20 protein-coding genes and 1 pseudogene are annotated in these 25,117 nt (G+C 71.1%); 12 read left to right on the forward strand and 9 right to left on the reverse strand.

The genetic code is table 11. The features are described from left to right. Window positions 1-71 precede the first annotated feature (71 nt). Window positions 72-461: a DUF2267 domain-containing protein gene (locus tag AB0M35_RS11465; protein ID WP_363744182.1), complete on the forward strand. Its 390-nt coding sequence runs from the start codon at window positions 72-74 to the stop codon at window positions 459-461. A gap of 37 nt (window positions 462-498) precedes the next feature. Here AB0M35_RS11465 and AB0M35_RS11470 read toward each other — a convergent pair whose 3' ends face one another. Both AB0M35_RS11470 and AB0M35_RS11475 read right to left on the reverse strand, forming a co-directional pair. Beyond that, window positions 499-909: a roadblock/LC7 domain-containing protein gene (locus AB0M35_RS11470; protein ID WP_363744184.1), complete on the reverse strand. Its 411-nt coding sequence runs from the start codon at window positions 907-909 to the stop codon at window positions 499-501. 171 nt (window positions 910-1,080) lie between these two features. Continuing rightward, complete coding sequence (locus AB0M35_RS11475; RefSeq protein ID WP_363744186.1) at window positions 1,081-2,325, reverse strand: hypothetical protein; 1,245 nt, start codon at window positions 2,323-2,325, stop codon at window positions 1,081-1,083. Between the two features lie 98 nt (window positions 2,326-2,423). On the opposite strand from AB0M35_RS11475, the gene AB0M35_RS11480 reads away from it, so the two are divergent. From AB0M35_RS11480 to AB0M35_RS11515, 8 genes and pseudogenes are all read left to right on the forward strand, one after another. Further along, window positions 2,424-2,996, forward strand: a complete 573-nt coding sequence (locus tag AB0M35_RS11480; RefSeq protein ID WP_363744499.1) for an RNA polymerase sigma factor — start codon at window positions 2,424-2,426, stop codon at window positions 2,994-2,996. Then, window positions 2,989-3,762, forward strand: a complete 774-nt coding sequence (locus AB0M35_RS11485; protein ID WP_363744188.1) for a hypothetical protein — start codon at window positions 2,989-2,991, stop codon at window positions 3,760-3,762. The genes AB0M35_RS11480 and AB0M35_RS11485 overlap by 8 nt, the downstream gene beginning before the upstream one ends. Window positions 3,763-4,267: 505 nt before the next feature. Next, complete coding sequence (locus AB0M35_RS11490) at window positions 4,268-4,573, forward strand: DUF6403 family protein (protein WP_363744190.1); 306 nt, start codon at window positions 4,268-4,270, stop codon at window positions 4,571-4,573. Continuing rightward, window positions 4,570-5,937 (forward strand): hypothetical protein, encoded by a 1,368-nt coding sequence (locus AB0M35_RS11495; RefSeq protein WP_363744192.1) that lies wholly within the window; start codon window positions 4,570-4,572, stop codon window positions 5,935-5,937. Before AB0M35_RS11490 ends, AB0M35_RS11495 begins: the two co-directional genes overlap by 4 nt. Beyond that, entirely contained in the window at window positions 5,934-6,860 is a 927-nt protein-coding gene (locus AB0M35_RS11500; protein ID WP_363744194.1) for a hypothetical protein, read from the forward strand. The genes AB0M35_RS11495 and AB0M35_RS11500 overlap by 4 nt, the downstream gene beginning before the upstream one ends. A 127-nt stretch (window positions 6,861-6,987) precedes the next feature. Beyond that, complete coding sequence (locus AB0M35_RS11505) at window positions 6,988-8,202, forward strand: S8 family peptidase (protein ID WP_363744195.1); 1,215 nt, start codon at window positions 6,988-6,990, stop codon at window positions 8,200-8,202. 241 nt (window positions 8,203-8,443) lie between these two features. After that, window positions 8,444-9,636: pseudogene (locus AB0M35_RS11510) on the forward strand (MFS transporter). A gap of 106 nt (window positions 9,637-9,742) precedes the next feature. Continuing rightward, window positions 9,743-10,801, forward strand: coding sequence for a DUF2332 domain-containing protein (locus AB0M35_RS11515; RefSeq protein ID WP_363744197.1), 1,059 nt, complete (start codon window positions 9,743-9,745; stop codon window positions 10,799-10,801). 113 nt (window positions 10,802-10,914) lie between these two features. Here AB0M35_RS11515 and katG read toward each other — a convergent pair whose 3' ends face one another. Both katG and AB0M35_RS11525 read right to left on the reverse strand, forming a co-directional pair. Next, window positions 10,915-13,116 carry a catalase/peroxidase HPI gene (katG, locus tag AB0M35_RS11520; protein WP_363744501.1) on the reverse strand — a complete coding sequence of 734 codons (2,202 nt, stop codon included), beginning with the start codon at window positions 13,114-13,116 and terminating at the stop codon, window positions 10,915-10,917. A 66-nt stretch (window positions 13,117-13,182) separates the two neighbouring features. Then, entirely contained in the window at window positions 13,183-13,614 is a 432-nt protein-coding gene (locus AB0M35_RS11525) for a Fur family transcriptional regulator (protein ID WP_363744199.1), read from the reverse strand. 193 nt (window positions 13,615-13,807) lie between these two features. On the opposite strand from AB0M35_RS11525, the gene AB0M35_RS11530 reads away from it, so the two are divergent. The 3 genes from AB0M35_RS11530 (at window position 13,808) to AB0M35_RS11540 (ending at window position 17,350) form a co-directional block, all read left to right on the forward strand. Next, on the forward strand, window positions 13,808-14,506 hold the full coding sequence (locus tag AB0M35_RS11530; protein ID WP_363744201.1) for a hypothetical protein: 699 nt from the start codon (window positions 13,808-13,810) through the stop codon (window positions 14,504-14,506). Window positions 14,507-14,613: 107 nt separating this feature from the next. After that, complete coding sequence (locus tag AB0M35_RS11535; protein WP_363744203.1) at window positions 14,614-16,743, forward strand: sensor histidine kinase; 2,130 nt, start codon at window positions 14,614-14,616, stop codon at window positions 16,741-16,743. Continuing rightward, window positions 16,715-17,350 carry a response regulator transcription factor gene (locus tag AB0M35_RS11540; RefSeq protein WP_363744205.1) on the forward strand — a complete coding sequence of 212 codons (636 nt, stop codon included), beginning with the start codon at window positions 16,715-16,717 and terminating at the stop codon, window positions 17,348-17,350. The genes AB0M35_RS11535 and AB0M35_RS11540 overlap by 29 nt, the downstream gene beginning before the upstream one ends. Window positions 17,351-17,362: 12 nt before the next feature. Here the strand turns inward: AB0M35_RS11540 and AB0M35_RS11545 are convergent, their stop codons facing one another. From AB0M35_RS11545 to AB0M35_RS11565, 5 genes are all read right to left on the reverse strand, one after another. Then, window positions 17,363-17,890, reverse strand: a complete 528-nt coding sequence (locus AB0M35_RS11545; RefSeq protein ID WP_363744207.1) for an AAA family ATPase — start codon at window positions 17,888-17,890, stop codon at window positions 17,363-17,365. Between the two features lie 65 nt (window positions 17,891-17,955). After that, a complete protein-coding gene (locus AB0M35_RS11550) occupies window positions 17,956-18,849 on the reverse strand; it encodes a hypothetical protein (protein WP_363744209.1) in 894 nt (297 codons plus the stop codon). A 94-nt stretch (window positions 18,850-18,943) separates the two neighbouring features. After that, entirely contained in the window at window positions 18,944-19,576 is a 633-nt protein-coding gene (locus tag AB0M35_RS11555; protein ID WP_363744210.1) for a hypothetical protein, read from the reverse strand. 27 nt (window positions 19,577-19,603) lie between these two features. Then, window positions 19,604-22,015 carry a family 43 glycosylhydrolase gene (locus tag AB0M35_RS11560; RefSeq protein WP_363744212.1) on the reverse strand — a complete coding sequence of 804 codons (2,412 nt, stop codon included), beginning with the start codon at window positions 22,013-22,015 and terminating at the stop codon, window positions 19,604-19,606. A 70-nt stretch (window positions 22,016-22,085) separates the two neighbouring features. Next, the gene (locus AB0M35_RS11565) at window positions 22,086-25,109 is read right to left on the reverse strand and encodes a family 43 glycosylhydrolase (protein ID WP_363744214.1); all 3,024 of its coding nucleotides are present in this window, start codon (window positions 25,107-25,109) and stop codon (window positions 22,086-22,088) included. Window positions 25,110-25,117: the final 8 nt, after the last annotated feature.

Below are 25,117 nucleotides of genomic sequence, written 5' to 3' on the forward strand. Positions count from 1 at the left end.
TCCCGGTCGCCCGTTTGCTGGGCCGCTGCGCGGGTACACGCCGCATCCGTGGCGAGAAGGGGGCCGGTGAGGTGGACGACAACGAGTTCATCGATTCCGTGGCGAGCCGTACCGGAGCGTCGGCCGAGCAGGCGACCGCCATCGCGCGGGCCACGCTGACCACCCTGGCCGAGCGGATCGACGGCGGGCAGGCCCGCGACCTCGCCGACCAGCTTCCCGAGGGGCTGCGGGCGTACACGTTCGCCCCGCATGAGGCCGCCGAGCGGTTCGGGCTCGACGTGTTCGTGCAGCGGGTCGGCGGGCGGGCCGACGTCGACCCGGAACTGGCCGAAGCGGGTATCCGGGCCGTCCTCGACACCATCCGCGCGGCCACCACCGCCGACGAGTACGACGACGTCATCGCGCACCTGCCGGCCGAACTGTGGCAGGTGGCCGACCCGGTCCCGCCGTACGACGGTTGACCGGGACCGGCCGGGGTGAAGCGGCGAACGGTACCGGCTAGGCGTCGGCCACGGCCGGTTCCAGGTAGACCGGCAGATGGTCGCCCGCCTGGGCGACGAACATGGCAACCTCGTACGCCATGTCGCCCACCTCGGCCTCCCCGTCGATGCCGACGGTGAGGATCGCCCCGTTGCCGGTGGTGGCGTGGAACAGGAAGGCCCGCGACATGTGTACGACCACCTGGTGCAGTTCACCGTCGCCGCACACCTGGGCGGCGGCCATGCCCAACGCCTGAAGCCCACAGACCATGCTGGACAACTGCTCGGCCAGCTCGCCGTCGATGCCCCGGGAAGCGCCCAGCATGATGCCGTCCGGCGAGAGCACCACCGCGAACTGGGCTCCCGGCACCCGATCGACCAGGCTGTCCAGTGCACGACCCAGGTTGTCGGCGATCAGGGCGGAGGGCATAGGGCTGTCCTTCCTTTCGACGAACGGGCGACTACCGGCGGATCAGGGCGCTCACCCTCCGGTTCCCCTAACGTACGATGACCGACTCGCTGCGGATCAGCCGGGGCGACCGGATTCGTCCCGATGGTCCGTCTTCCCTGCCCACCGGCCCGGCCGCACCCGCACGCCGCGTCAGGCGCGTGCCAGGCCGTGCAGCCCCACCAGACCGGGCACGGCAAGCCGGCCGAGTTGCCCTCCGCCGGCCGAGTCGTGCCAGCTCAGCGTGGCGGGCCCGGCCACGTAGAGCCGGTTGCCGTCGGGGCTGAGCAGCAGTCCGTTGATCCGATGGCCCACCGTCAACTCGCTGCCGCCACCGAGGTTGGCCAGGTCGCAGACGGCAACGGTGGTACCGGTGGCCACGAACAGCCGGTCACCGTCGGTTGTCGCGTACGCCGGTCCGGCACCACTGGTGATCTTGGCCGTCCGGCGTACGGTCAGCTCCTCGGTGGTGATGTCCGCGACGACGCCCGAGATGACGTCGACCACGAGCAGTCGGGCACCGTCCGGGGTGATGGCCATGGCATGCCCCTCGGCCGGCCCGTGCCCGAACGGGGCCGGCAGGTCCACGCAGTACGCCCACCGCTGCTCAAGGTGCAGGGTGTGCACGAAGGCGTGCACGTCGCTGCCCGGTCGCCCACTGATCCGGTCGCGGGTGTGCCGGTGGTCGGGCTGATGGGTGTAGAGCGTGTAGAGCACCTGGCGGTTCGGGGCGAGCACCGCCTGCCGCCCGTCGCCACGCATCTCCTCCTCCGCGCCGGCTGGGATCGGCTGCTTGAGCCGGGTCTGGAGCGGGCCGGGCACGCCGGAGGCGAGGTCCACGATCCGGACCCGGTACCGCTCCGGTGCCTGCGCAGGCAGCCACTCCAACACGTACAGGCCGGTGTGGTCGGGGGTGAACGCCTCCGGCACGAAATTGCCCGGCAGCCGCAACCGCTGTCGCACCCCACCGGCGTCGGCGATCAGCACCGGCGTCACCGCTCGCCCGTCGGGGCGTTCCTCGGTGACGCTCACCTCCTCGGTGGTCAGCGCCACCCGCGTACCGTCGGCGGAGACGGTCTGCGGCACCCACCGACCCGGCAGCCGGACCCGCTCGGAGGCGGCACCAGTGGCGGCGTCGACACGCCAGAACGCGGTGTCGGCACCGTCCGGGGCGGTAGCGTGCACGACCTTTCCGTCGGCGGTGGCGATCGCGTACGCAAGCAGTTGCGGCTCACCGCCACGCAACACGCCGAGCCCGCCGTCGAACTGCGCCAGCAGCGGATCCGGCAGCGTCACCGCCGAGGTCGCCGCCGTCCGGCTGCCGGCCGGATCGCAACCGGCCAGCGTCACCGCACCCACGCCGCCGAGGGCGGCCAGCAGAGCACGGCGCGAAATCATCGACTCAGCCATCATGACCGGATGACACCGGCGGACCTCCTCCGGTTCCGCCGGCGAAACATGGAACCCGCCCGGGTCAGCCGGTGTCAGTAGGGGTGATCCCACCGGAGGTACCACTGGACGACCGGGAGTTCGTCACCCGAGCGCAGGCCGGCGACCTGGAGGCGTACGAACTCCTGGTCGCCCGACACACCGCGTCCGCGTACCGGACCGCGGTGCTGCTGGGCGCGGGTTCGGAGGCGGACGACGTCATCCAGGAGGCGTTTGTGAAGGGCTACCGGAAGTTGTCCCGCTATCGCGGCGACTCGTCGTTCCGGTCCTGGCTGCTGGCCATCGTCGCCAACGAGACCCGCAACCTGCACCGCTCCCGGGAGCGCCGCACCGGGCTGGTGTTGCGGGCCGCCCGGGTGGCGCCCGGCTCGGAGGCCGGCGAGGACGGGGCGATCGGTGCCGTCCTCGCCGAGGAGCGGCGGTCCGCCCTGGTCCGGGCCCTGCGGCAACTGCCGGAACGAGACCGTGAGGTGATCGTCTGCCGGTACTTCCTCGACCTCAGTGAGGACGAGACGGTCGCCATGCTCGGCTGGGCCCGGGGCACCGTCAAGTCGCGTACCTCCCGCGCCCTGACGAAGCTGCGCGGCCTGCTCGACGTCCAGGAGCTGAGCCGTGGCTGACCTGGAACGGGAACTGCGGGAACTGTCCGCCTGGCTGGAAACCCCCGACCCCCCGGACGTGACCGCCCAGGTCCGCGCCCGCCTGACCGCCACACGCACCTCGACCGCCGCGCCGCGTCTGCGGGCCGCCGCGCCGCGCTTGCTGACCGCCGTGGGCCGGCGGCGCTTGCGGTACGCGGTGGCGACAGCGCTCGCCGCGCTGCTGGTCGCGTCGCTGCCACCCGGTCGGGCGGCGCTCGCCGACGCGGTGACCGGGCTGCTGCGCTTCGCCGGGATCACCATCAGCACCTCGTCGGATCCGGTGCCGCCGACCGGTTCCCCGTCGCCGCTGCCCGCGCAACGCACGGCCGAGTTGGCGCAGGCGCAGCAGCTGGTGCACTTCCCGATCCGGCTGCCGGTAACCCTGGGCCCGCCTGAGCGGGTGCTGGTCGCCGATCCGGACGGCACCGGCGGGCACCGGGTGGTGACGCTGCTCTACCGAGGCGGTGAGGTGCGCCTGGACGCCTTCGACGGACAGCTTGATCCGGTCTTCTTCAAGCAGGCCAGCGGGTCGGAGGCGGAGTGGACGGAGGTCGACGGGCGGCAGGCGGTGTGGGTCGGCGCCCCACATCCGGTGTCGTACGTGGACCGTTCCGGTGTGGTGCGGGAAGAAAGCGCCCGGCTGGCGGCGGCGACGTTGATCTGGGAACAGGACGGCGTCACCTACCGCCTCGAAGGCGAGTTCACCCTGACCGAGGCGGTCGAGGCTGCGAAGTCCCTGAAGTGACGAACGATCTCCGAAAATCTTGGACACTTACCGTCCGAGCCGGACGGTAAGTGTCCAAGATTTTCGTTCGGGGTGGCCGTTGGTGCGTCCGGCCTATGCGGTAGGGACATCCTCGTCGATCCGCAGTGGATGAGACCGCTGTCCCGATCGAACGGCGAACCGTCGAACCGGCCGGCGGCCTGGAACTGCGCCCACTCGCCGGGCAGCAGGATCTTGTAGATCAGCACGCGGCCATGCTGCCAGAGCCGCACGGCGGACGGGACCCGGACCGATGGGACAAGCTAGGCGCGTTCGATCTGCACGTCGACCGGGTTGACCCGCAGCACCCCACCGGTGCGCAGGCGAGGCCAGCAACTCGACGATGTCCGACATGGGGGCACGCTACGACGCCTCGGCGCCGGGCCACTCGACGTTGCGCCCCGTCGGGCGGGGGCTGGCGTGGCCGGGTTGGCGCGGTTGGGCTAGACAGGTACCCGTACCGGAACCCCTCGGACGGTGGGAGCACATGTCACCATCCCTGCTGATCTGGTTGGTCGGTGGCGTGTTGCTGCTGGCCGCCGGGATCGTCACCACCCTGCTGCCCCGCCTGCGTACCCGCACCCGAGCGACCCGGGTGGCCTGGTCGAGGGCGCGGGCCGCGATCGACAGCGCCACGGTCAGCCGGGACGCGGCGGCCGTACGGCTGCCCGAGGCCGACCGGCTGCTCGCCCGCGCCGAACTGCTCGCCGCTGAACATGGCGGTACGGCGGCGGCGCAGGCCGCGACCGAGCACGCCCGGCAGGCCGACCGGTTGTGGCGGGCGCAGTCGTGAGGGTGCGGTGGTCCCGACAGCTGCACCTGCTGCGGTGGGTGCTGCTCGTCGTCGCGGTGCTCGTCCTGGTGGTGTTCGTGCTGGCCCAGCGGCAGAGCATCGAGGTCAGCTACGGCCAGTCGCCGTCGTCGTCGGTGCGCATCGAAGAGGGCGCGGCCGGTGAGTTGAGCGACGCCACCGTGCCGTCGACACAGGAGATGACCACGCTGGTGGCCGCCGACTCGGTGGTGCGGCTGCCCGGTGCCGTCGCCCACTGGGACGAGCAGCGGGTACGCGAGGCGATCGGCGACGCCGACATCCGGATCCTGGTCGCGCCGCCCGGCCTCGACGAGGCCGAACACGAGCGGGTGCGGGAGGTGGAGAACGCCACCGTACGGGTGATCGGCACGCAGGTCAGCGGCGGTGGCCTGGTGGCCACCCCGGACACGCTGGCCGGGTGGCGGGCCCAGTTCGCCACCCATGACGTGACCAACCAGTTGGCCGCGCTCATCGCCAGACTGCGCAAGGCGCCGGCCCCGACGGAGCGCGGCGAGGTGCGGTGGCGCGAACCGTCCGAACGGGAGTTGGCAACCGTCCTGGCCGACCTGCGCACCGGCGGGTCCCACGTCGGCCGGGGCGCCACCCTCGACGGGGTGCCCGAGCAGGTCGCGCGGACCGCCTTCCCGGACGGGGCGTGGTATGTGGCCCTGCCCGCCCAGCCGTACGGCGAGCCGCTGCCGGCGTACGGTCCGGCGTTGAGCCGGCTCGCCCCGGATCAGCCGATCGTGGTGATGTACGGCGGATGGATCGAGTACCACGGTCCGGCGGCGGCCGAGTTCGCCGACCTGGCCGCGGTGAGCTTCTACGCCCAGGCCGGCAGCCGGCTCAGCCGGTACGACTACCCCCAGCGCAACGTGCTCGGCGCGTACCTGGGCAAGGTCACCGACGTCCGGTACGCGGGCCTGTTCGACCGACCGCTGCCGTACCGGCCGCTGGATCCGCTGCGGGTGGCGTTGCCGGCGCTGCCCTGGATCTTCACCGGCTGTGTGGCCGGCTTCCTGGTGTTGTCGGCCCGCTCGCTGCGCCGCTCGGGTGTGCTGGGCGCTGCGGGTCGGGCCCGTCACGGTGCCGGGGCGGCCCGGCTGGCCGGGCTCACCGCGCTCGCCGTCGAGGTGTCGCTGCTGACCGACGCCCGCAGCAATCCCGCCCTGACCCGGGGCATCGGCAAGCTGCAGGCCGCCCGCTCGGCGCTGGACGACGGGCTGCCCGCCCGGCACGTGTGGGAGTTGCTCGACGAGGCGACGGCCGAGCTGGACGAGACCGCCCGGATGGTGGGCATCGCCAGTTACCGGCCGGCCAGCTATCTCCAGGGAAGGTTGTCGTGACCGTCACGATCCGCCGCCTGCTCGGTGGCCTGTTCGGTACCACCTTCGGCGGCGCCGTGCTGGCCACCCTGGTGCTGGCCGGATGGGCGTTGTGGTCCGGTGGGGTCCTCGACGGCCCGATCGCCCGGGAGGTCCGCGCGTCGTCGGTGTACGTCGCGCCGGGGGTCGACCTGGATCGGCCCGCCGCCGAGCGGATCATCGGCAACCGTCGGCTGGTCGTCCTGCTGATGGCGCCCGGCGACGACCTGCGGGCCGCCTGCAAGCAGACCGAGCGGGCCGCGTCGGGCACCCTCGTGCTGGTCGTCAGCCAGACCGGGCAGGAGTGGGACACCTACGGTTGTTCCCGCTTTCCCCAGCGCGGCAACCGGGACTTCGGTCGGGCGATCGTGATGGAGACGACGATCAACCGGGGCATCGACGCCTTCGTCGATCAGCCGCTGGAGGCGTTGAAGGTGGTCACCCTCAACTACGACCTGCTGGTGCGGGCCGGCACCGTACCCGACGGGGCGCGCACGATCAGCCCGTCGCTGCCCCGCTACCTGCTGGCGGGCGCGGCGGCCGGTGGTGTCGTCGCCGGCGCGGCGGGGCTCTGGCTGATCGGGCGGCGGGCCGGCCGGCTCGCCCATGCCCGGCAGGCCCGCCGCGCCGGGTACGCCGACGGGCGTGCGGACCTCACCGCGGCCACGGCCGCGCTCGCCCAGCAGATCGTCGACCTGGATCAGCAGCTCGGAGGCCGTCGCAGCAAGGCAAAGCCGGCGTACCTGCGGCTGGCCAGTGACTACACCCGACTGCTCGACGAGGTCACGGCGGTGCGGGCGGACGACGAGAGCGCCGTACGCCGGCTGCACGAGCAGGTCGACACCCTCAGCCGGCAGGCGTCCCGACTCGCCGACGAGCCGGGCGTGCCGAGCAAGGCGCTGTGACACCTGCCTGCGGCGAGGTGACATCAATCCGTAACATCCGTCGGCTTATATGTCGGCGCACGTCTATATAACCTCCTCTCAGCGTCAGCGACCTTCCACATCGGATGGTCTGCCCCGAGGAGGCTTCGTGTCACAAGCACGTCCACTGCGCCTGCGCCGCGTCGCGGCCGCCGCCGGCATCACCGCGACCACCGTCGTCGCCGCCCTGCTCACTTTGCCGCAGCCAGCGATGGCCGCAGGTGGCCCCTACCGGGCCACCGCCGTGCCGATCACCACCCCGCAGGCGGCCGGCGACGTCACGGTCATCCCCGGGGCGTACGTCGTCACCATGAAGCCGGGCACCGACGCGACCGCACCGGGCCGGGCGTTGCGCACCACCCCCACCGCCTACTTCAGCCGGGCGGTCAACGGCTTCGCGGCCAAGCTCACCGCCGCGCAGGTCGCCGAACTGTCGCGCAACGCCAACGTGCTGAGCATCGAACGCGACGTCATCCAGTACGACGTGGTCGACGCGACCCAGAACAATCCGCCCTCCTGGGGCCTGGACCGCATCGACCAGACCAGCCTGCCGCTGTCGCGCAGCTACACCTACACCTCGACGGGCAGCGGGGTGCACGCCTACGTCATCGACAGCGGCATCCAGGCCAACCACCCGGACTTCGGTGGGCGGGCCACGTTCGCGTACAACTCGATCGACAACAACAACACCGACTGCAACGGCCACGGCACGCACGTGGCCGGCACCATCGGCGGCACCAACCACGGCGTGGCCAAGAACGTCCGACTGTACGGCGTGAAGTGGCTGAACTGCGGCGGTGGCGGCACCCTGTCCGCCGCCGTCGGTGCGGTCGACTGGGTGACCCGCAACGCCAACAAGCCGGCCGTGGCGAACGCCTCCTGGAACTACACCTACAGCGCCACCCTGGCCACCGCGCTGACCAACATGATGAACAGCGGCGTCTTCCTCGCCGCCTCGGCCGGCAACACCGGCGGCAACTCGTGCGACCGGCTGCCCCGCAACCTCACCGCCGCGCTGGTGGTCGCCGCCACCACCAACACCGACGCCCGCGCCAGCTACTCCTCCACCGGCTCGTGCGTCGACATCTACGCCCCCGGCTCGGCGATCGTCTCGACGTACCCCACCTCCACCACCTCCAGCCTGAACGGCACCTCGATGGCCACCCCGCACGCCGCCGGTGTCGCCGCCCTCTACAAGGCGACGAACGGCGACGCCAGCCAGGCCACCGTGCACAACTGGATCGTCAACAACGCCACCACCGGCGTGGTGGGTGGCAGCCTCTCCGGCACCCCCAACCGACTGCTCAACAAGCGCAACCTCTAGACACCGACGAGGCGGCGTCGTCCACGGGCCCCACCGCCCGTGGACGACGCCGTACGCTTCCGACATCATCGCGCCACGGATGGGAGAGCTGATGTACCTCGACCTGGTGACGGTCCCCGCTTCGCCGCGAGAGCACGCCGGGCGCTGACCTGCCCACCGCCGGGTGTTCCGGCGGTGCGGGTGCTCCTCGCCTCGGAGCGGTCCCCGAAGACCGTTTCCCTTCCTGGTTCGAGGAGCCCTTTTGCGTGCCCTGTCATCCGCGCGTCTCGGCGCGGACTTCACCAAACTCTGGACCGCTTCGGCGGTGTCCAACATCGGCGACGGTGTCACCATGGCGGCCGGCCCACTCCTGGTGGCTTCCGTCACCGAGAATCCGGCCCTGATCGCCGGCGCGGTCTTCGCCCAGCAACTGCCCTGGCTGCTGTTCGCCCTGATCAGTGGTGCCTACGTGGACCGGTTCGACCGGCGCCGTCTGGTGGTGGCGGTCAACATGGTCCGGGCTGTCGCCCTGGCCGGTCTGGCGGTCGCCGTCGCCACCGAATCCGCCACCGTGAGCGTCATCTATGCGGTGGTCTTCCTGCTCGGTACCGGGGAAACCCTCGCCGATACGGCGATGGGTGCCCTGCTGCCATCGGTGGCTCCGGCCGACCGACTGCCCGAGGCCAACGCGAGGCTGCACGCCACCTTCGCCATCGGCAACCAGCTCGCCGCCAAGCCGCTGGGTGCCTGGCTGTTCGTCATCAGCGCTGCCGCACCGTTCGGCCTCAACGCTCTGACCTTCGCCATGTCGGCCGCGCTCATGGCCGGACTGCGGCCGCGTCGGATCCGGTGCGCCGAGGGCTGTGGGGCGAGGTCGCCGAGGGCGTACGGTGGCTGTGGCGGCAGCGTCTGCTGCGTACCCTCGCCGTCAGCATGGGGCTGGCCAACGTGGCCTTCTGCGCCGCGTTCGCTGTCTTCGTGCTCTACTGCCGGCAGCGACTCGGCCTGTCCGACCTGGGTTACGGCTTCCTGCTCACCGTATTCGCGGTAGGTGGCCTGGCCGGCACCGCCCTCGCGGCACGACTCGGTCGGCGCTTCGGCAATCCGACGCTGCTGCGCACGGGGCTGATCATCGAGCTGGCCACCCATCTGGTCCTGGCGATCACCACCACACCCTGGGTGGCGGCGCTCGTCCTGATCGTGTTCAGCCTGCACGGCATGGTCTGGGGCATCACCGTCGCATCGATCCGTCAGCGGCTGGTGCCGGCAGCGCTACGCGGCCGGGTAGGCAGCACTTACGCCCTACTGGATCTGGGCGGCGCTGCGATCGGATCCCTGCTCGGTGGCCTGATCGCCAGCACATGGGAGATCACCACGCCGTTCTGGATCGCCGCAGCGGCAATGACCGTCGTCACCATCGCCGCATGGCGTCCACTGCATGCGGCAGCCGGCTAGCCCGGCCCGCCCTGTTTCGGCGCAGCTAGATCTTGGTACGAAAGCGCCCCCGGAAGGGCAATTTCGTACCAAGGTCCAGCTGTGGTGGCCGGATAGAGTCGGGGGAATGGGGGATGTGGGGACGGCGGAGGCTTTTCGGGCGGCGCGTGGATTCGACAGTTCGCCGCTGTACCGGCATCTGCTCGCCGTGGTGGCAAACGAGCCGGCGTTGGTCGAGTTGGCGTCGCGTACGCGGCCGGGTCAGCAGCCGACGTTCGCGCTCTTCGGTGCCGTGCATTATCTGCTGTTGGGCGGCGTGACCGATCCGCTCGCCGCGTACTATCCGTCGGTCGCCGGTGCGCGGGCCCGGCCGGTCGACGCGGACGCCGGGCGGGCCTTCACCCGGTTCTGCCTCGCACATGCCGACAGGATCTCGGCGATCCTGGCCACCCGGCTGGTGCAGACCAACCATGTGCAGCGGTCCCTGGCGACCCGGCTGGGGCTGGCGCTGTTGCGCGAGGCCACGGCGGCGCCGGTCTGCGTCGTCGAGGTGGGGTGCAGTGCGGGTCTGAACCTGCGCGCCGACCGGTACGCCTACACCGTGGGCGGCAGCACCATCGGTGATCCCACCTCGGGCGTGCACATCCGTGTCGACGTGCCGGACGCTCGGCTACTGCCCGACCTCGCCCGACTGCCGGTCATCGCCGACGCCGTGGGCGTCGACCTCGATCCGCCCGACCTCGCCGACGCCGACGACCGGGCCTGGCTTCGCGCGTTGGTGTGGCCGGAGAACTCGCATCAGGCGGCCCTGTTGGCAGCGGCGATGCGGGTGGCGGCGGACGATCCACCGAGGGTGCTGCGCGGCGACGTCGCCGACATCGGCGCCGAGGCCGCGGCGGCTCTCCCAGCCGGGCTGCCACGTCTGGTGGTACACACCGCGACCCGGATCCATGTGCCCGTCGACCGGCGGCCGGCGTTCGACGCGGCGATGGCCGCCTTCGCGGCGGACGGGCCGGTGCTGCACCTCGCGCTCGAAGACGACCAGCGCATCGCCCCGTCCGGGCGACCCGGCATCGGGCTGACCGCCACCGACGCCACGGGCAGCCGGACCATCGCCGTGGCCGACGGCCACCTGGCCTGGCTGGAGCCCCTGCCCGAGCTGGCCACCCCGACCACGCTCGGCTGACGCGACCGTCCCCGAGCCTCCCGACCGACCGCTCCCGACCAGACAGCGCTTTCGACCAGACAGCGACGCCCAGGGCGGCCCGGGGACGGGCCGACCTGGGCGTCGAGGGTGGATCAGGCGAGGTCGAAGCGGTCCAGCTCCATCACCTTGGCCCAGGCGGCGACGAAGTCGTGCACGAACTTCTCCCGGGCGTCGTCGCTGGCGTACACCTCGGCCAGCGCACGCAGCTCCGAGTTCGAGCCGAAGACCAGGTCGGCGCGGCTGCCGGTCCAGCGGACCTCACCGGTGGCGTCCCGGCCCTCGAAGGTGTTCGCGTCCTCGGCGGTCGCCTTCCACGCCGTACCCAGGTCGAGCAGGTTGACGAAGAAGTCGTTGGTCAGGACCCCGGGGGTCGCGGTGAAGACACCGAGCTGCGACTGCTGGTACGTCGCGCCGAGCACCCGCAGGCCGCCGACCAGCACCGTCAACTCGGGCGCGCTGAGGGTCAGCAGGTTGGCCTTGTCGATCAGGAGGAACTCGGCCGGCAGGCGGTTGCCCTTGCCGAGGTAGTTGCGGAACCCGTCGGCGGTGGGCTCCATCGCCGCGAAGGACTCCACATCGGTCTGCTCCTGCGAGGCGTCGGTACGGCCCGCGGTGAACGGCACCTCGACGTCGACCCCGGCGTTGCGGGCGGCCTGCTCGACGGCGGCCGAGCCGGCCAGCACGATCAGGTCGGCCAGCGAGACCTGCTTACCGCCGGTCTGGGCGGCGTTGAACGACGCCTGGATGCCCTCCAGGGTACGCAGCACCTGAGCCAGCTCGTCGGGGTTGTTGACCTCCCAGCCGTTCTGCGGTTCGAGGCGGATCCGAGCGCCGTTGGCGCCGCCCCGCTTGTCGCTGCCCCGGAACGTCGACGCCGACGCCCAGGCGGTGGAGACCAGCTGGGCCACGGACAGCCCGGAGTCGAGGATCTGCCGCTTGAGCGCGGCGACGTCCTCGGCGTCGACCAGTTCGTGGGTCACCGGCGGCAGCGGGTCCTGCCAGATCAGCGTCTCGCTGGGGACCTCCGGGCCGAGGTAGCGCTGGATCGGGCCCATGTCACGGTGGGTCAGCTTGAACCAGGCCCGGGCGAAGGCGTCGGCGAACTCGGCCGGGTTGTCCAGGAACCGCCGCGAGATCTGCTCGTAGACCGGGTCCACCCGCAGCGAGAGGTCGGTGGTCAGCATCGTGGGGGCGTGGCTGCGCGTCGGGTCGTGGGCGTCGGGGACGGTGCCGGCACCGGCGCCGTCCTTCGGCTTCCACTGGATCGCTCCGGCAGGGCTACGGGTCTGCTCCCACTCGTAGCCGAAGAGGATCTCGAAGAAGCTGTTGTCCCAGGCGATCGGGGTGTTCGTCCAGGCGCCTTCGAGGCCGCTGGTGATGGTGTCGCCACCGTTGCCGGTGCCGAAGGTGTTGCGCCAGCCCAGGCCCTGCTCCTCCAGCGAGGCGCCCTCGGGCTCGGGGCCGACGTACTTGTTCGGGTCGGCGGCACCGTGGGTCTTGCCGAAGGTGTGCCCACCGGCGATCAGCGCCACGGTCTCCTCGTCGTTCATCGCCATCCGGCGGAACGTCTCCCGGATGTCACGGGCCGCGGCGAGCGGGTCCCCGCTGCCGTGCGGGCCCTCCGGGTTGACGTAGATGAGACCCATCTGGACCGCGGCGAGCGGGTTCTCCAGCTCCCGGTCACCGGTGTAGCGCTCGTCACCGAGCCAGGTGGACTCGGGGCCCCAGTAGACGTCCTCGTCGGGCTCCCAGACGTCCGCCCGGCCACCGGCGAAGCCGAAGGTCTCGAAGCCCATCGACTCCAGCGCCACGTTGCCGGCGAGGATCATCAGGTCGGCCCAGGAGAGGTTCTTGCCGTACTTCTTCTTGACCGGCCAGAGCAGGCGACGGGCCTTGTCCAGGTTCGCGTTGTCCGGCCAGCTGTTCAGCGGGGCAAAGCGCTGCTGGCCGGCGCCGGCGCCGCCACGGCCGTCGCTGATGCGGTACGTGCCAGCGCTGTGCCAGGCCATCCGGATGATGAACGGGCCGTAGTGGCCGTAGTCGGCCGGCCACCAGTCCTGCGAGGTGGTCAGCACCTCGGCGATGTCCCGCTTCACGGCGGGCAGGTCGAGGCTGGAGAACGCCTCGGCGTAGTCGAACTCAGCGCCGAGCGGGTTGGCCACGGGCGGGTTCTTGGCGAGGATCTTCAGGTTCAGCCGGTTCGGCCACCACTCGCGGTTGCCCCCGCCCTGGGTGGGGTGCGGGGCGCGCGCGGACGCGACCGGGCAGCGGCCCTCGCTCTCCTCCGATTGCATGTCTCCTACGACTGCGTCGTGCTTCTCAGCCACGGGGATCCTTCCAGGATTGCGGGAACGGGTGGTTCAGGAACTCTGGGTGGTCGAACAGGCAGGGCACAGGCCCCAGTAGATGACCTCGGCCTCGTCGACCGCGAAGCGGTTGTCGTCGGACGCGGTGAGGCAGGGTGCCGCACCGACGGCGCAGTCCACGTCGGCGATCAGGCCACACGACCGGCACACGGCGTGGTGATGGTTGTCACCGACCCGCGACTCGTACCGGGCTACCGAGCCGGGTGGCTCGATACGCCGCACCAGGGCCGCCGCCGTCAGCGCCCGGAGTACGTCGTACACGGCCTGGTGGGACACGCCGGGCAGGTCCCGACGTACCGCTGTGATGATCGAGTCGGTGTCGGCGTGCGGCTGTGCGTACACCGCGTTCAGCACCGCCACGCGGGGACGAGTCACGCGCAGTGCCGCATCACGCAGCAGCTGTTCGAGATCCCCGGGCGTCGGCATGCCGTGCAGTCTTGCCGCTTTTCTGGAATGAGTCAAGAAGAAATCTCACCCAGCATAGCGGTCGACGCCGAGCGGTCGGTCAGCGATGTCCCGGTGAGATCCCGGTCGGTCGGGACCGGATGACACGTGCGGTCTGGGTCCAACGGTCGGCAGGGTCGGTGCCGAATCGTCCACTGACCGAGGAGGTAACCCCATGTATCCCGCCACGACACCCGCCGGCCCGACCGAGGTGCCACCGCAGGCCGTACGCCCGAGACGGGCCTGGGCGATCGCCGGCGCGACCGGCGGTCTGGTCGGTCTGGTCGGCATCTTCGCCACGGCCACGCTGACCGCGCCCGCCGAACAGTTCCGCGCCGACAACGCCGGCTACGTCGCCGCTCTGGTCGAGCGCACCGGCTACGTCTGGGCACACCAGGTGGTGACCGTGATCGTCATCGTCTGCCTGGCGATCTTCGCCGCCGGCCTACGGCGGCACCTGGCGGCACAGGAGCCGGCCGACAGTCTGGTGCCGGCGCTGGCCGCGACCGGCGTCGGGCTGGTGCTGGTCGGGCTGCTCGTCGGCGGCGGCATCTCGACGGAACTGTTCTTCGCCCTCGGCGCGGCCGAGCAGTACGACCCCGACGTCATCGCCCCGCAGTTGACCATCTTCGCCACCATGACCTGGCTGTGGGGCGGGATCGGGCTGAGCGCCGGCGCCGTCGCGGTCGGCGGGCTGCGACACGGCTCGGTCAGCCGCTGGTTCGCGGTCTTCAGCGTGGTGATCGCCGTGCTGATCGCCGCCACCCAACTGACGCCGGTGCAGTACATCGCGCTGGTACCCGCCGGAATCTGGACGGTCGTGGCCGGGCTGGCGCTGGCCTTCGGTCAACGTCCGGAGCCCGGACGGGACTGACCGTGGAACTGCCGGGGTCACGGCGGCCGGCTCGGCGTGACGTGCGACGTGCCGAGCCGGTCGTCCGATCCGCCGAGCCGGGCGGGGCGTCTAGTGTCGGCGGCGCGATGATCAGCCACCACCCGGCCAGTGAGCGGGCCGACGCACCGGCGCACCCGGACCGCGACGTCCGCCTCGGCTGGGCGGGCCGGGCGGCGTGGCCGGTGTGCGTCACCACGTTGCTGCTGGCCGCCAGCGCGGTGGCGCTGGCCGTGCTCAACCGCGCCGCAGTCAACGACGTCACGCACCTGTTCCTGGTGGTGACGAGCGCGGTCGTCGGCGCGACGATCGCCGCGCGTCGCCCGGAGCACCCGATCGGCTGGCTGGCTCTCGCCAGTGGTTTCTGCTTCGCCTTGCAGGAAGCCTGCGGCCAGTACGCGGCGCACGGGCTCGTCGTCGACCCCGGCTCGCTGCCGCTGGCCGCCGCGCTGGCCTGGCCGCAGAACTGGCTCTGGGTGCCCGGTAACGCGGCCATGGCGCTGACCCCGGTGTTCTTCCCCGACGGTCGGCCGCCGTCGCCCGGGTGGCGACCGGTGATCTGGGCGGTGGTGGTCACCGGCACGGCGGCGATGGTCACCGGCGCGGTACGGCCCGGAGCCAACGAACAGGTCGCGCCGGTCGGCGCGGTCAACCCACTGGGCATCGCGGGCTGGCAACCGATCGCCGATCTGGCCGGCGGCGCGGCCACGCTGGCCAGCGCGCTGGTCTTCCTGGCGGCGGGCGCGACCCTCGCCTGGCAGGCCCGCCGGGCCCGCGGAGTGCGCCGCCAGCAGGTCAAGTGGCTCGGATACGCGGTGGCGCTCGCGGTCGCGGTGGTGGCTGCCCGGCTGGTGGCCGGGCTGACCGACGGGCGGCCCGGCCTGTTCCCGTACGGCAGCGTGTTCTGGGATCTGGCCGGTGGGGTCAGCGGTGCGCTGATCCCGATCGCGATCGGCATCGCCATCCAGCAGCACCGGCTGTTCGACATCGACCTGCTGATCAGTCGGACCGCCGTGTTCCTCGCCCTGTCGACCGCTGTCGGGGGGACGTACGTGCTGATCGTCGGCCTGCTCGGGGCCGGCTTCGACACCTCGGCCAGCCTGCCGGTCTCGTTCGTCGGCGCGGCGGTGGCCGCGCTGCTCGTCGCCCCGCTGCGGCACTGGCTGCAACGGCGGGTCAACCTGCTGGTGTACGGCGAACGGGACGACCCGTACGCGGTCCTGGCCCGGCTCGGGCAGCGGCTGGAACAGACCCAGGACGCCGCCGCCGTACTCGCCACCAGCACCGCGACCGTACGCGAGGCGCTGCAGCTGTCCTACGTGGAGATCGCGACCGTGGACGGTTGGTCGTACCGGCTGGGTGTCCCACCCGCCGAGCCGGTGCGGCTGCCGCTAGCCGCCGGTGAACCGGTCGGTCACCTGCTGCTCGGTCCCCGGGCCGGGGAGAGCACGCTCGGTGCCCGGGAGTTGCGGCTGCTGCGTGACCTGGCCCGGCACATCGGCGTCGCGGTGCAGGCGGTCCGGGCACTCGACCGCGCCCAGTCCCTCGCCGCCGACCTGCAACGATCTCGCGAACAGTTGGTGCTGACCCGTGAGGAGGAGCGTCGGCGGTTGCGGCGGGACCTGCACGACGGGCTCGGGCCGACCCTGGCCGGGCTGACCATGCGGGCCGAGGCGGCTCAGGAACTCGGGCCGGGTGAGGCGACCCAGCGGCTGCTGGAGGAGATCGTGGTGGACGCCCGTACCGCCGTGGCCGACGTCCGACGCCTGGTCAACGGTCTGCGGCCACCCGCGCTGGACACCATGGACCTGGCCGCGGCGCTGCGGTCGCACATCGCGACGGGGCCGGCCGACGGGCCACGTGTGCTCGTCGACGCCCCGGCGGCGCTGCCCGCGCTGTCGGCCGCCGCCGAGGTCGCCGCGTACCTGATCGCGGTGGAGGCACTGAACAACGCCCGCCGGCACGCCCAGGCCAGCAAGGTCGAACTGCGGCTGCGGGTCGACGGCGCGATGCTGCACCTTCAGGTACGCGACGACGGGCAGGGTCGCCGGCCGGGCCGCCCGGACGGTGTCGGCATGCACTCGATGCGGGAACGAGCCGAGGAACTCGGTGGTTCCTGCGTCGTCACCTCGACGCCGGGTGCCGGTACCCAGGTGACCGCGACCCTGCTCATTGGCACGAAGGGAACCGATGGATCAGATCCGGGTACTGCTGGTTGACGACCACGCAACGTTCCGCGCGGGACTGCGGGCGTTGCTGGCCACCAGCGCCGACATCGAGGTGTGTGGCGAGGCCGCCAGCGGCGAGGAGGCGCTGACCGTGTCGGGTCGGCTCCAGCCCGACGTGGTGCTGCTCGACCTGACCATGCCCGGCATGGGCGGCATCGCGGCCACCGAGCGGCTGGTCCGGATGAGCCCGCACGTGCGGGTGTTGATCCTGTCCATGGCCGACGACGACGATTCGGTGTTCGCCGCGCTGCGGGCCGGGGCGCGCGGCTACGTGCTCAAGGGCGCCCGCCGGCAGGAGATCATTCGCTCGGTACGGGTGGTGGCCGACGGCGAGGCCATCTTCGGTCCCGCCATCGCCACCCGCCTGATGGGCTACTTCGCCGGGCTCGCCCGCAACGAGCCGGCCTTTCCCGAACTCACCGCCCGGGAGCGGGAGATCCTGGCGCTGATCGCGCAACACCTGACGAATCCGCAGATCGCGGCGCGACTCGGGCTGAGCACCAAGACGGTCCGCAACCACGTCTCCAACATCTTCGCCAAGCTCCAGGTCGCCGATCGGGCGCAGGCGATCAGCGTGGCTCGGGAACAGGGGCTGTGAGCGGCGCGCGGCTCAGCGGGGCAGGCCGGCGAGCCAGCGTTCCAGGGCCTGCGGGGTGTCGAACAGCAGCACGGGCGGCCCGGACCGGTCCTGGTGCCAGGCCCGCATCCGTCGGCGTTCCTTGCCGTACTCGGTGAGGTGCCAGCGCAGCACGGAGTCCCAGGACAGCACGCTGCTCAGCGACTCACGGTTGCCGTTGCAGATCACCTCGCCGGTGGAGAGGCGACGCCTGGTGCGCCGCAGCAGCCACCGGAAGGAGAGCCCGCGCGGATAGTCCAGGCCGATGACCAGGTCGGCGCGGGCCAGCGGCACGTCCCGCCAGCCGTGGTAGGCACCGTCGAGGATCCAGCGTTCGCGCCGGCAGATCGCCTCGATCCGGCTGCGTTGCACGGCGACCGGCACTTCCACCCAGCGCGGTTCCCAGAGCAGGTCGTCGACCGGGTGCCAGGGCAGCCCGAGACGCTCGGCGAGCAGCTGGGCGAGGGTGGACTTGCCGGATCCGTGGACCCCGTAGACCAGGATTCGCGACGGCGGGTTCATCGCGGTGCAGCCTAGTCGAGGTCTGCTCGGGCGGTCGGGTCAGCGCCCGACCGCCCGATCGTGCGTCAGCGCTTGCTGGCGAGGTCGCCGCAGTCGGTCTCGTCGGGCAGCAGCGGCCGCAGGTGGACGGTCCACTGCTTGCCCTCGGAGACCCAGGGGGTCGCCGAGTTGGCGCTCGCCGCGGCGGTCAGCACCTGCTTGGCCTGGTCGCCGGTGGCGGTGACGCAGCCCAGGCCGAGGTCCTTGCTCAGTTCGGTGCCGGGCAGCGCCGGGCCCGGCCAGGCTGCCTCGGGCTGGTCGCCGATCTCGGAGTTGGTCACGTAGTTCTCGGCGACGGCGGCCACGGCGGTCGGCGCGTACGCCTGGGTGTCCGTGGTCGCCCTGCCCAGCGGGCCCGATTCCGCGGTCAGGGATTCGGCGAAGGCGCGCAGCTTGTCCCGGGCGGCCTGCTGGTCGGCGGTCACGCCCTGGCCAGCACCCGCGCCGGGGTCCGCGCCCACCTCGAGCGCGTAGACCTCCACCTGCTCGGTCCTGGTGCCGTCGAAGACGGTGAACCGGGTGGAGGGCACGTCGCTGACCGGCGGGCTGCCCAGGTCACTCACGCCGCCCACGCCGGCCTCCCGGGCCGCCTTGATCAGGTTCTCCAGTTCGGCGGTGCTGATGGTGCCGACCTGGAGATTGGGCAGGGCCGGGCCGGGGTAGACCAGGGTGACCGGCCCTTGGGTGATCACCCGCCCGTCGCCGTAGACGCTGACGGCGGGTAGCCGGGTCGCCAGCATGGCGGGTGTGGTGAACCCGCCGACGTGGTCCATCCGGAACACCACGGTGTCGGCGGAGTAGGACTTCTCGGGAGCGCCGGAGTCCCCGGCGCCATCGGCGCCGGCCTGCTGGCCGCAGGCCGCCGACGCCAGCAACAGCAGGGGCAGAACGGCCAGTCGCCCGTAGCGTGAGGTTGTCATGCCCGATCTGACGTAATCGGGCCCCTGTTGGTTTCGCCGATCCGCGACCGGATCCGGCCGGGATGGGGGCCGCCGGGCGGCGGCCCCCACCGACTCACTCGAACAGGGACAGGGTCAGCGTCGAGGTGTACGCACCCGCCTCGACATCCGCCGGAGTCCGCAGGAACAGATCCGCGTCAACGGTGTACTCGCCAGGAGTCACCGCACCCGAATCGAAGGTCGAGACCAGCAGTTCCTGATCCACCAGACCCACGTTGTTACCCGGCTGCGTCGGCTCGTCCAACACCGTCACGACCTCTTCACCCTCACTGACCAGACCGGTGTCCCCACCATCGATCAGCTTCGGCTTCCAACCCAGATGACCGGCACCGATCGGCGCCTGCTCGGCGTCACCGACGAAATCGGTCGCACTACCCAGCACCGCCCACGCCGCACCCTCCGGCACCTCGTCCGGCGTACGGGTGTCGGTGACCGTCACCGTCGGCAGGGTGCCGGTGAACTGGCGGACCAGCAGCGTCGACCCGTCCTCCGACAACATCACCGAGTCGGCGGCGACCGACATGGCGAGGACACCCGGTTCCCGGATCTCCTCGATCTCGACGGTCACCTCCACCCCGGCCTCGTCACCCGGCTCGGCGAAGGCAGGCGAACCCACCGCCACCGCACCGGCCAGCAGACCGACAGCGGCACCGGCCGCCAGCAGCTGCCTGCGTTTGCCTGTGTCCATTGAATGCTCCGTTTCTGCCCGTAGGTGTCAGGCGCCGCAGGTGGCGCCCGGGTGGTTCACGGTGTGGGTCGTGGTCACGGTCCGGCCGTCGATCGAGCCGGTGGCCCGGACCGTCGCCGATCCGGCCGCCACGGTCGCGGTACGCGTGTTGAACTGCTGGTACGCGTTCGCTCCGGGCGCCACGGCGGCGACCGTGCGCTTGCCGTACGCGGTCTCCAGCTCGATGTCGACCGGACCGTCGTGGCCGTTGCGGGCTTGCACCGCCAGGTACACGGTGCCGCCGATGCAGCGGGTCTGCACGGTGGCTGTCACCGGCAGTTCGGCGGTAGCGGCGGTGAACTGCCAGGTGTCGAGCTCGAAGAGGTCGGCACCAGCGGGGCCGCTGTAGGTGAAGTAGACGTCGTGCACGCCGGAGACACCGTCGAGCTGGGCGGTCAACTCCGTCCACTCGCCGATGGTGCTGTCGACCGGGATGGTCGCCACGACCGGGCCGGTCAGCTCGTCGAGGCGGACCTGGATCTGGCCACCGGCCACCAGCGGGCGCACGTTGGCGGTCACGCTGCCGGCACCGGCACCGAAGTTCACCGACGACAGGGCCGTCCAGTCGCCGTTGTCGATGTCGCGGACGACCAGGTTCGGGGCGGAGCCACCGAACTCGGCGGAGCCACCGTCAATCTTGACGGTCGCGATGCCCTTGCTCCAGCCGAAGGTCTCCGCCTCGAACACCCGGTACGGGTCGAAGTCACGGACCTGCTCGACGCCCGCGTACGTGCCGACCACCTGCTGGATGGTGCCGTCGGCGTTGAAGGCCAGTTCCTGGATGTGCGGGCTGCGGTAGCCCTGCGTGGTGTTGCCGTTGATCCGCTTGTTCAGCGTCGGGGCGTGGTACGTGAAGTAGTACTTGCCCTCGTACTCGAAGACCGACTGGTGGTTGTTGCCGCCGGTGCCGGTGCCGAAGAACTGCGACTGGTTGGGGAACAGCACACCGGCGTAGGTCTCCTTGGGCCACGACATCGGGTCGTCGGAGATCATGTAGCCGATCTGGCCGCCACCGGGGTAGCCGGGCAGCGGCGTCTGGTTGCCACCGAAGTCGTTGCCACCGAAGTGCGACGAGTAGGACAGGTAGTACTTGCCGTCGCGCTTGAACACCTGCGCGGCCTCGAACGCCACCGGAGCGTCCACCACGGCCGCGGTGCCCTCGGTCGACACCATGTCCTCGCCCAGCTTGATCGCGCGCAGGTTCTTCGGGTTGTTGAACCGCTCGGCCGCCGGCATGCTCGTCGACGCGGGACCGCCACCGAAGTAGAGGTACGGCTCGCCGTCCTCGTCGACGAACGGCGCCGGGTCGAACTTCCAGGCGACCGCCTCCGCACCGGGGGTGCGGCCGTCGATCAGGGTGCTGGTGCGCTCGCTGGTCCACGGGCCGATCGGCGACGCACCCGTGATCACGTTGCTGGAGCCGCCACCGTTGGCGTAGTAGAGGAAGAACTTCTCCTGGCCGTCGACGACCTTCTTGGCCATGCCGGGCGCCCACGAGTTGTTGGTGAACGGCGCGACACCGTTGGGGCCGGCGACCGGGACCTCACCGTGGTCGGTCCAGTTGACCATGTCCGTCGTGGAGATCACGGTGATCTGGTTGATGTCACCGTAGTTGATGCCCGGTGAGACTCCGGTGGTCGGGTTCGGCGCGTAGCCCTGGGTGTCGTTGGTCATGTACATGTACACCCGGCCGTCGTGGACGAAGCCGTACCCGTCGGCACCGAACTTGTGCCCGATCAACGGGTTGTGCTCGCCGGGCAGCTTGCCGACCACCTCGATGGTCTTCGACGCCGGCGGGGGCGGCGGGGCGCCGACCACCGAGACGTCGTCGAGCGTGAAGTCCATCAGGTGCAGGTTGGGGTCACTGGCCGGGTTGCTGGTCCAAGGCGTCTCGAAGAACAGCCGGGCCGTCGACACGCCCTGGCTGGCCGGGATGGTGAACTGGCCGTTGAAGTGCGCCCACTGGCCCCTGGTCGCGGTCACGCTGACCAGGTTGGTGTAGGTGCCGCCGCCGTAGTGCATGGTGGCGAAGAACTGCTTCGTCGCCGGTGATTCCGGGTTGTCGTACTTGATCCGGGCGCTGAGCGCGTACGTCTGGCCGGCCTGGACCTTGCCGGAGAGATCCTGCATCGGTCCGGAGCCGGTGGTCGCCCGGTTGGTGACGTGCACCGCGGTCGCACCGGAGTAGGCGTCGGTGGTGGGGGTGAGCGTGGCGGCGTCGGTGGCGTTGCCGTTGTTGACGAACCAGCCGGTCAGACCCTCCTCGAAGCCGCCGTTGACGATGAGGTTCGTGTCGGCGGCCTGGACCGGTGCCGCCGACACGAAGCCGGCCAGCAGCACGCCGGCAGCCGCGATCGCGGTGACCCGGCGACGGGTCGCCCTTCGCAAATGTGGTGTCACGAAATGCCCTCCTTCAACGTGGGACAGGGCCCCGGGGCCGGCGTGGGTCCGGCCCCGGGGCAGCTTGGGGTCAGCCGCCGCAGGTGGTGGCGGCGTGATCCGCGGTGCGGACGGTGGTCACGTCCCGACCGTCGAGGGTGCCGGTGACCCGGAAGGTCGCGGTACCGGCCGCAATGGCGGTCGCCCGGGTGGTGAACTGCTGGTACGCGTTGCCGCCGGGCGCCACGGCCGGGAAACTGCGCTCGCCGTACGCCGTGGTCACGACCACGTCGACCGGCCCGTCGTGGTCGTTGCGGGCCTGCACCGCCAGGTAGACCTTGCCGGCCACGCACCGGGTCTGCGCGCTGACGGTGACCGGCAGCTCGGGTGTGGCGGTACGCAGCACGCCGAGCCGGGCGAGTTGGTAGCTCAGGGCCCGCTCCGGCGCGTCGATCTGGTTCTGGGTGCCGAACTCACCGGCCCGAGCCGTGGTCGCGGCGGCGAGCGCGGCCCGCATCGCGGCCCAGGCGTCGGCCGGGTACTGCGCCTCGTCGAGCGTGCCGGCGTACCCGATGGCCGCGTCGAGCGCGGTGGTGTCCAACGGCCGGTTCTGCGCGGTGAGGGTGTCACTGAGCAGGAAGTGGTCGAAGTCGACCTGGCCGCCGGTCTGCTGGGTCGCGTAGTTGAACAGGCCCACCCGGTGGCCCATGAAGTGGGCGAGGCTGCCGTCGAGGGCCTGCGGACCGACCCGGTTGCCCAGTTGCGTCCAGGTCAATCCGTCCAGGCTGTAGTGGAAGGTGGTCCACAGCTGCCCGGTCGGCGCGGCGAAGTCCAGGTCGGCCTTGACGTGCACCTCGGTGGCGTCGCCCAGCGACACGGTCGTGCCGGGCAGGAAGTTCTCCAGGCTCGCCTGGTCGAGGTCGACGGCGAACGGCTGGCCTCGATTGACCACGCCGAGGGTGTTCACCCCGCCGGCCCGCTTGACCGCCACGTACGAGAAGCCCCGGTTGTAGGCAGCCAGCCCGGCGACGTCCCCATCCTTCATCCGGGAGATGTCCATCCTGGTCTCGGCGGACTGCCGGGGGCCGAACGTGCGCTGCGACAGCGTGTTGCGGGCCTCCTCGAACCAGGCCAGCTCGGCCCGGTTGGACAGCTTGGTGTAGACGTAGTTGCCGGTCACCACCTTGCCGGTGGCCAGCCGCAGCCAGCCGTCGCGGTCGGTGAGCGACCAGTACCGGTTGTCCGGGGCGTGGTTCCACTCCCAGGCCATGTCCAGCCGCGAACCGTTGGGCCGGATCTCCGCCTCGGTGGGGTGTTCGGTGGTGGAGCGCTGCCCGACGACCGACACGTCGTCGAGCAGGTATTCCACGCTGGACGAGGCCGGCTGCGGGTTGGCCCACGGTGTCTCCACCGCGAACTTGAAGTTGTTCAGGTTCGCCGAGGCCGGCACGGTGTACTGGCCGGTGACGGTGGTCCACTGCCCGGCCGGCACGTTGCCGAACGTCATCACCTGCACGCCCGAGCCCCAGTCGGCGACGAGGTTGAACCGGATGCTGCTCGGCCCCGAGGTGTACTTGATCTTCGCGGAGACGGTGTAGGTGACGCCGTGCTGCATCTTGCCGTTGAGGTACTGGTTGGGTCCGGAGCCGTTGAGCGTACGGTTGCCGACCTTCAGCGCCGCCGAACCGGTCGCCGCGTCGGCGGTATCCAGCGCGAGGGTCGCACCGAACTGCGCGGCCCACGGCGACAGCTCCCCGGACTCGAAGCCGGCGTTGTCCAGCAGTTCGACCCCGAGCAGCGACTCGTCGATGACCGGTGGCGTCGGAATCGTCCACTGCTCGTCCATGTACGCCTTGTGCGGCGCGTCGTTGGCGAAGTCGTCGGAGACGACGATGCTCTTCTGCCGCTCGAACAGTTCCTCCTCCGGGCTGAGCCGGATCGGCTTGTCGAACGCGCCCTCGACCGGCACCACACCGTTGGTGCCGAACGTCGGCCAGCCGTCGGACCAGGTGGCGGGGATCAGCGCCGGGATACGCCCGATCGGGAAGGTGTCCCGGAAGAACATGCCGTGCCAGTCGGTTCCGCCGCCGGGTCGGGCGATCGGCACCAGGCTGCCCTGGGCGAAGCCGTTGGAGTTGAGCACGCCGCGCGCCTGCCAGGTGTTCGCCCCGCCCGGGGCGGTGTGCCGGCCGAGCAGTTCCGGTGAGCGGAGCATGACCACCTGGCGGCCCTGACCGGAGGGCCAGGTGATGATGACCGCGTAGTACTGGCCGTCGATGTAGTAGAACTGGGCGCCCTCGAACAGGCCGCCGATGAAGGGCTGGCCGGCGTAGTCGTTGGCGCTGAACACGTTCGGGTAGTCGGCCACGATGGCGGTCAGCCCGGCGTTGAGGCGTACCGCGCTGATGGTGCCGTTGCCGTAGAAGATGTACGGCGTACCGTCGTGGTCGAAGAAGAGCGACGGGTCGTGCAGGCCCCGGCCCAACGCCGTACGCTGCCAGGCACCGTTCTCGATGTCGTCGGTGCGGTAGATGTACGCGCCGTTCAGGTTGTTGGTGTTGAAGGCGACGTAGAACATGCCGTCGTGGTAGCGCAGCGACGAGGCCCACTGACCCTGCCCGTACGAGTTCTGGCCGTTGCGCAGCGAGAACGAGTCGCCGATGCTCGCCCGGTCGAAGACGTAGTTGACGATCTCCCAGTTGACCAGGTCGTAGGACTTCATGATCGGGGCACCCGGGCTCAGGTGCATGGTGGTGCTGATCATGTAGTAGATGTCCCGGCCCTCGGCGTTCTCAGCGGCCGGCACCCGCTCCACGCTGATGTCCGGCACGTCGGAGCGCAGCAACGGCACGGTGTAGGTGCCGTCGCCCCGGTCCGTCGAGGTGTACGACGAGCGAGGCGACCAGGGCTCGGCGGCGTGCGCGGCAGCACCGGGCACGATGGCCCCGGCACCGACCAGCGCGCCGACCGTGGCCACCGCGAGCCCGCGTCGGCGTGGCCGCATCGCGGTGACGATGCGGGTCGCGGCGCGGGCGACGGCGAACAACGGGGCGGCGAGGCGAGGCGGTACGGACGCGGGGCGGGGGTCGGAGGCAGCGGCGACGGACACTTGCATAGCGAGCT

The sequence above is a fragment of the Micromonospora sp. NPDC051196 genome (assembly GCF_040682415.1).
Lineage (GTDB): Bacteria > Actinomycetota > Actinomycetes > Mycobacteriales > Micromonosporaceae > Micromonospora.

Excerpts from the sequence above, each read along its gene's own strand:
- AB0M35_RS11470 (WP_363744184.1), bottom strand. The coding sequence starts at position 909 with ATGCCCTCCGCCCTGATCGCCGACAACCTGGGTCGTGCACTGGACAGC.
- AB0M35_RS11475 (WP_363744186.1), bottom strand. The coding sequence starts at position 2,325 with ATGATTTCGCGCCGTGCTCTGCTGGCCGCCCTCGGCGGCGTGGGTGCG.
- AB0M35_RS11490 (WP_363744190.1), top strand. The coding sequence starts at position 4,268 with ATGTCACCATCCCTGCTGATCTGGTTGGTCGGTGGCGTGTTGCTGCTG.
- AB0M35_RS11515 (WP_363744197.1), top strand. The coding sequence starts at position 9,743 with ATGGGGGATGTGGGGACGGCGGAGGCTTTTCGGGCGGCGCGTGGATTC.
- katG (WP_363744501.1), bottom strand. The coding sequence starts at position 13,116 with ATGCAATCGGAGGAGAGCGAGGGCCGCTGCCCGGTCGCGTCCGCGCGC.
- AB0M35_RS11525 (WP_363744199.1), bottom strand. The coding sequence starts at position 13,614 with ATGCCGACGCCCGGGGATCTCGAACAGCTGCTGCGTGATGCGGCACTG.
- AB0M35_RS11530 (WP_363744201.1), top strand. The coding sequence starts at position 13,808 with ATGTATCCCGCCACGACACCCGCCGGCCCGACCGAGGTGCCACCGCAG.
- AB0M35_RS11535 (WP_363744203.1), top strand. The coding sequence starts at position 14,614 with ATGATCAGCCACCACCCGGCCAGTGAGCGGGCCGACGCACCGGCGCAC.
- AB0M35_RS11540 (WP_363744205.1), top strand. The coding sequence starts at position 16,715 with ATGGATCAGATCCGGGTACTGCTGGTTGACGACCACGCAACGTTCCGC.
- AB0M35_RS11545 (WP_363744207.1), bottom strand. The coding sequence starts at position 17,890 with ATGAACCCGCCGTCGCGAATCCTGGTCTACGGGGTCCACGGATCCGGC.
- AB0M35_RS11550 (WP_363744209.1), bottom strand. The coding sequence starts at position 18,849 with ATGACAACCTCACGCTACGGGCGACTGGCCGTTCTGCCCCTGCTGTTG.
- AB0M35_RS11555 (WP_363744210.1), bottom strand. The coding sequence starts at position 19,576 with ATGGACACAGGCAAACGCAGGCAGCTGCTGGCGGCCGGTGCCGCTGTC.
- AB0M35_RS11565 (WP_363744214.1), bottom strand. The coding sequence starts at position 25,109 with ATGCAAGTGTCCGTCGCCGCTGCCTCCGACCCCCGCCCCGCGTCCGTA.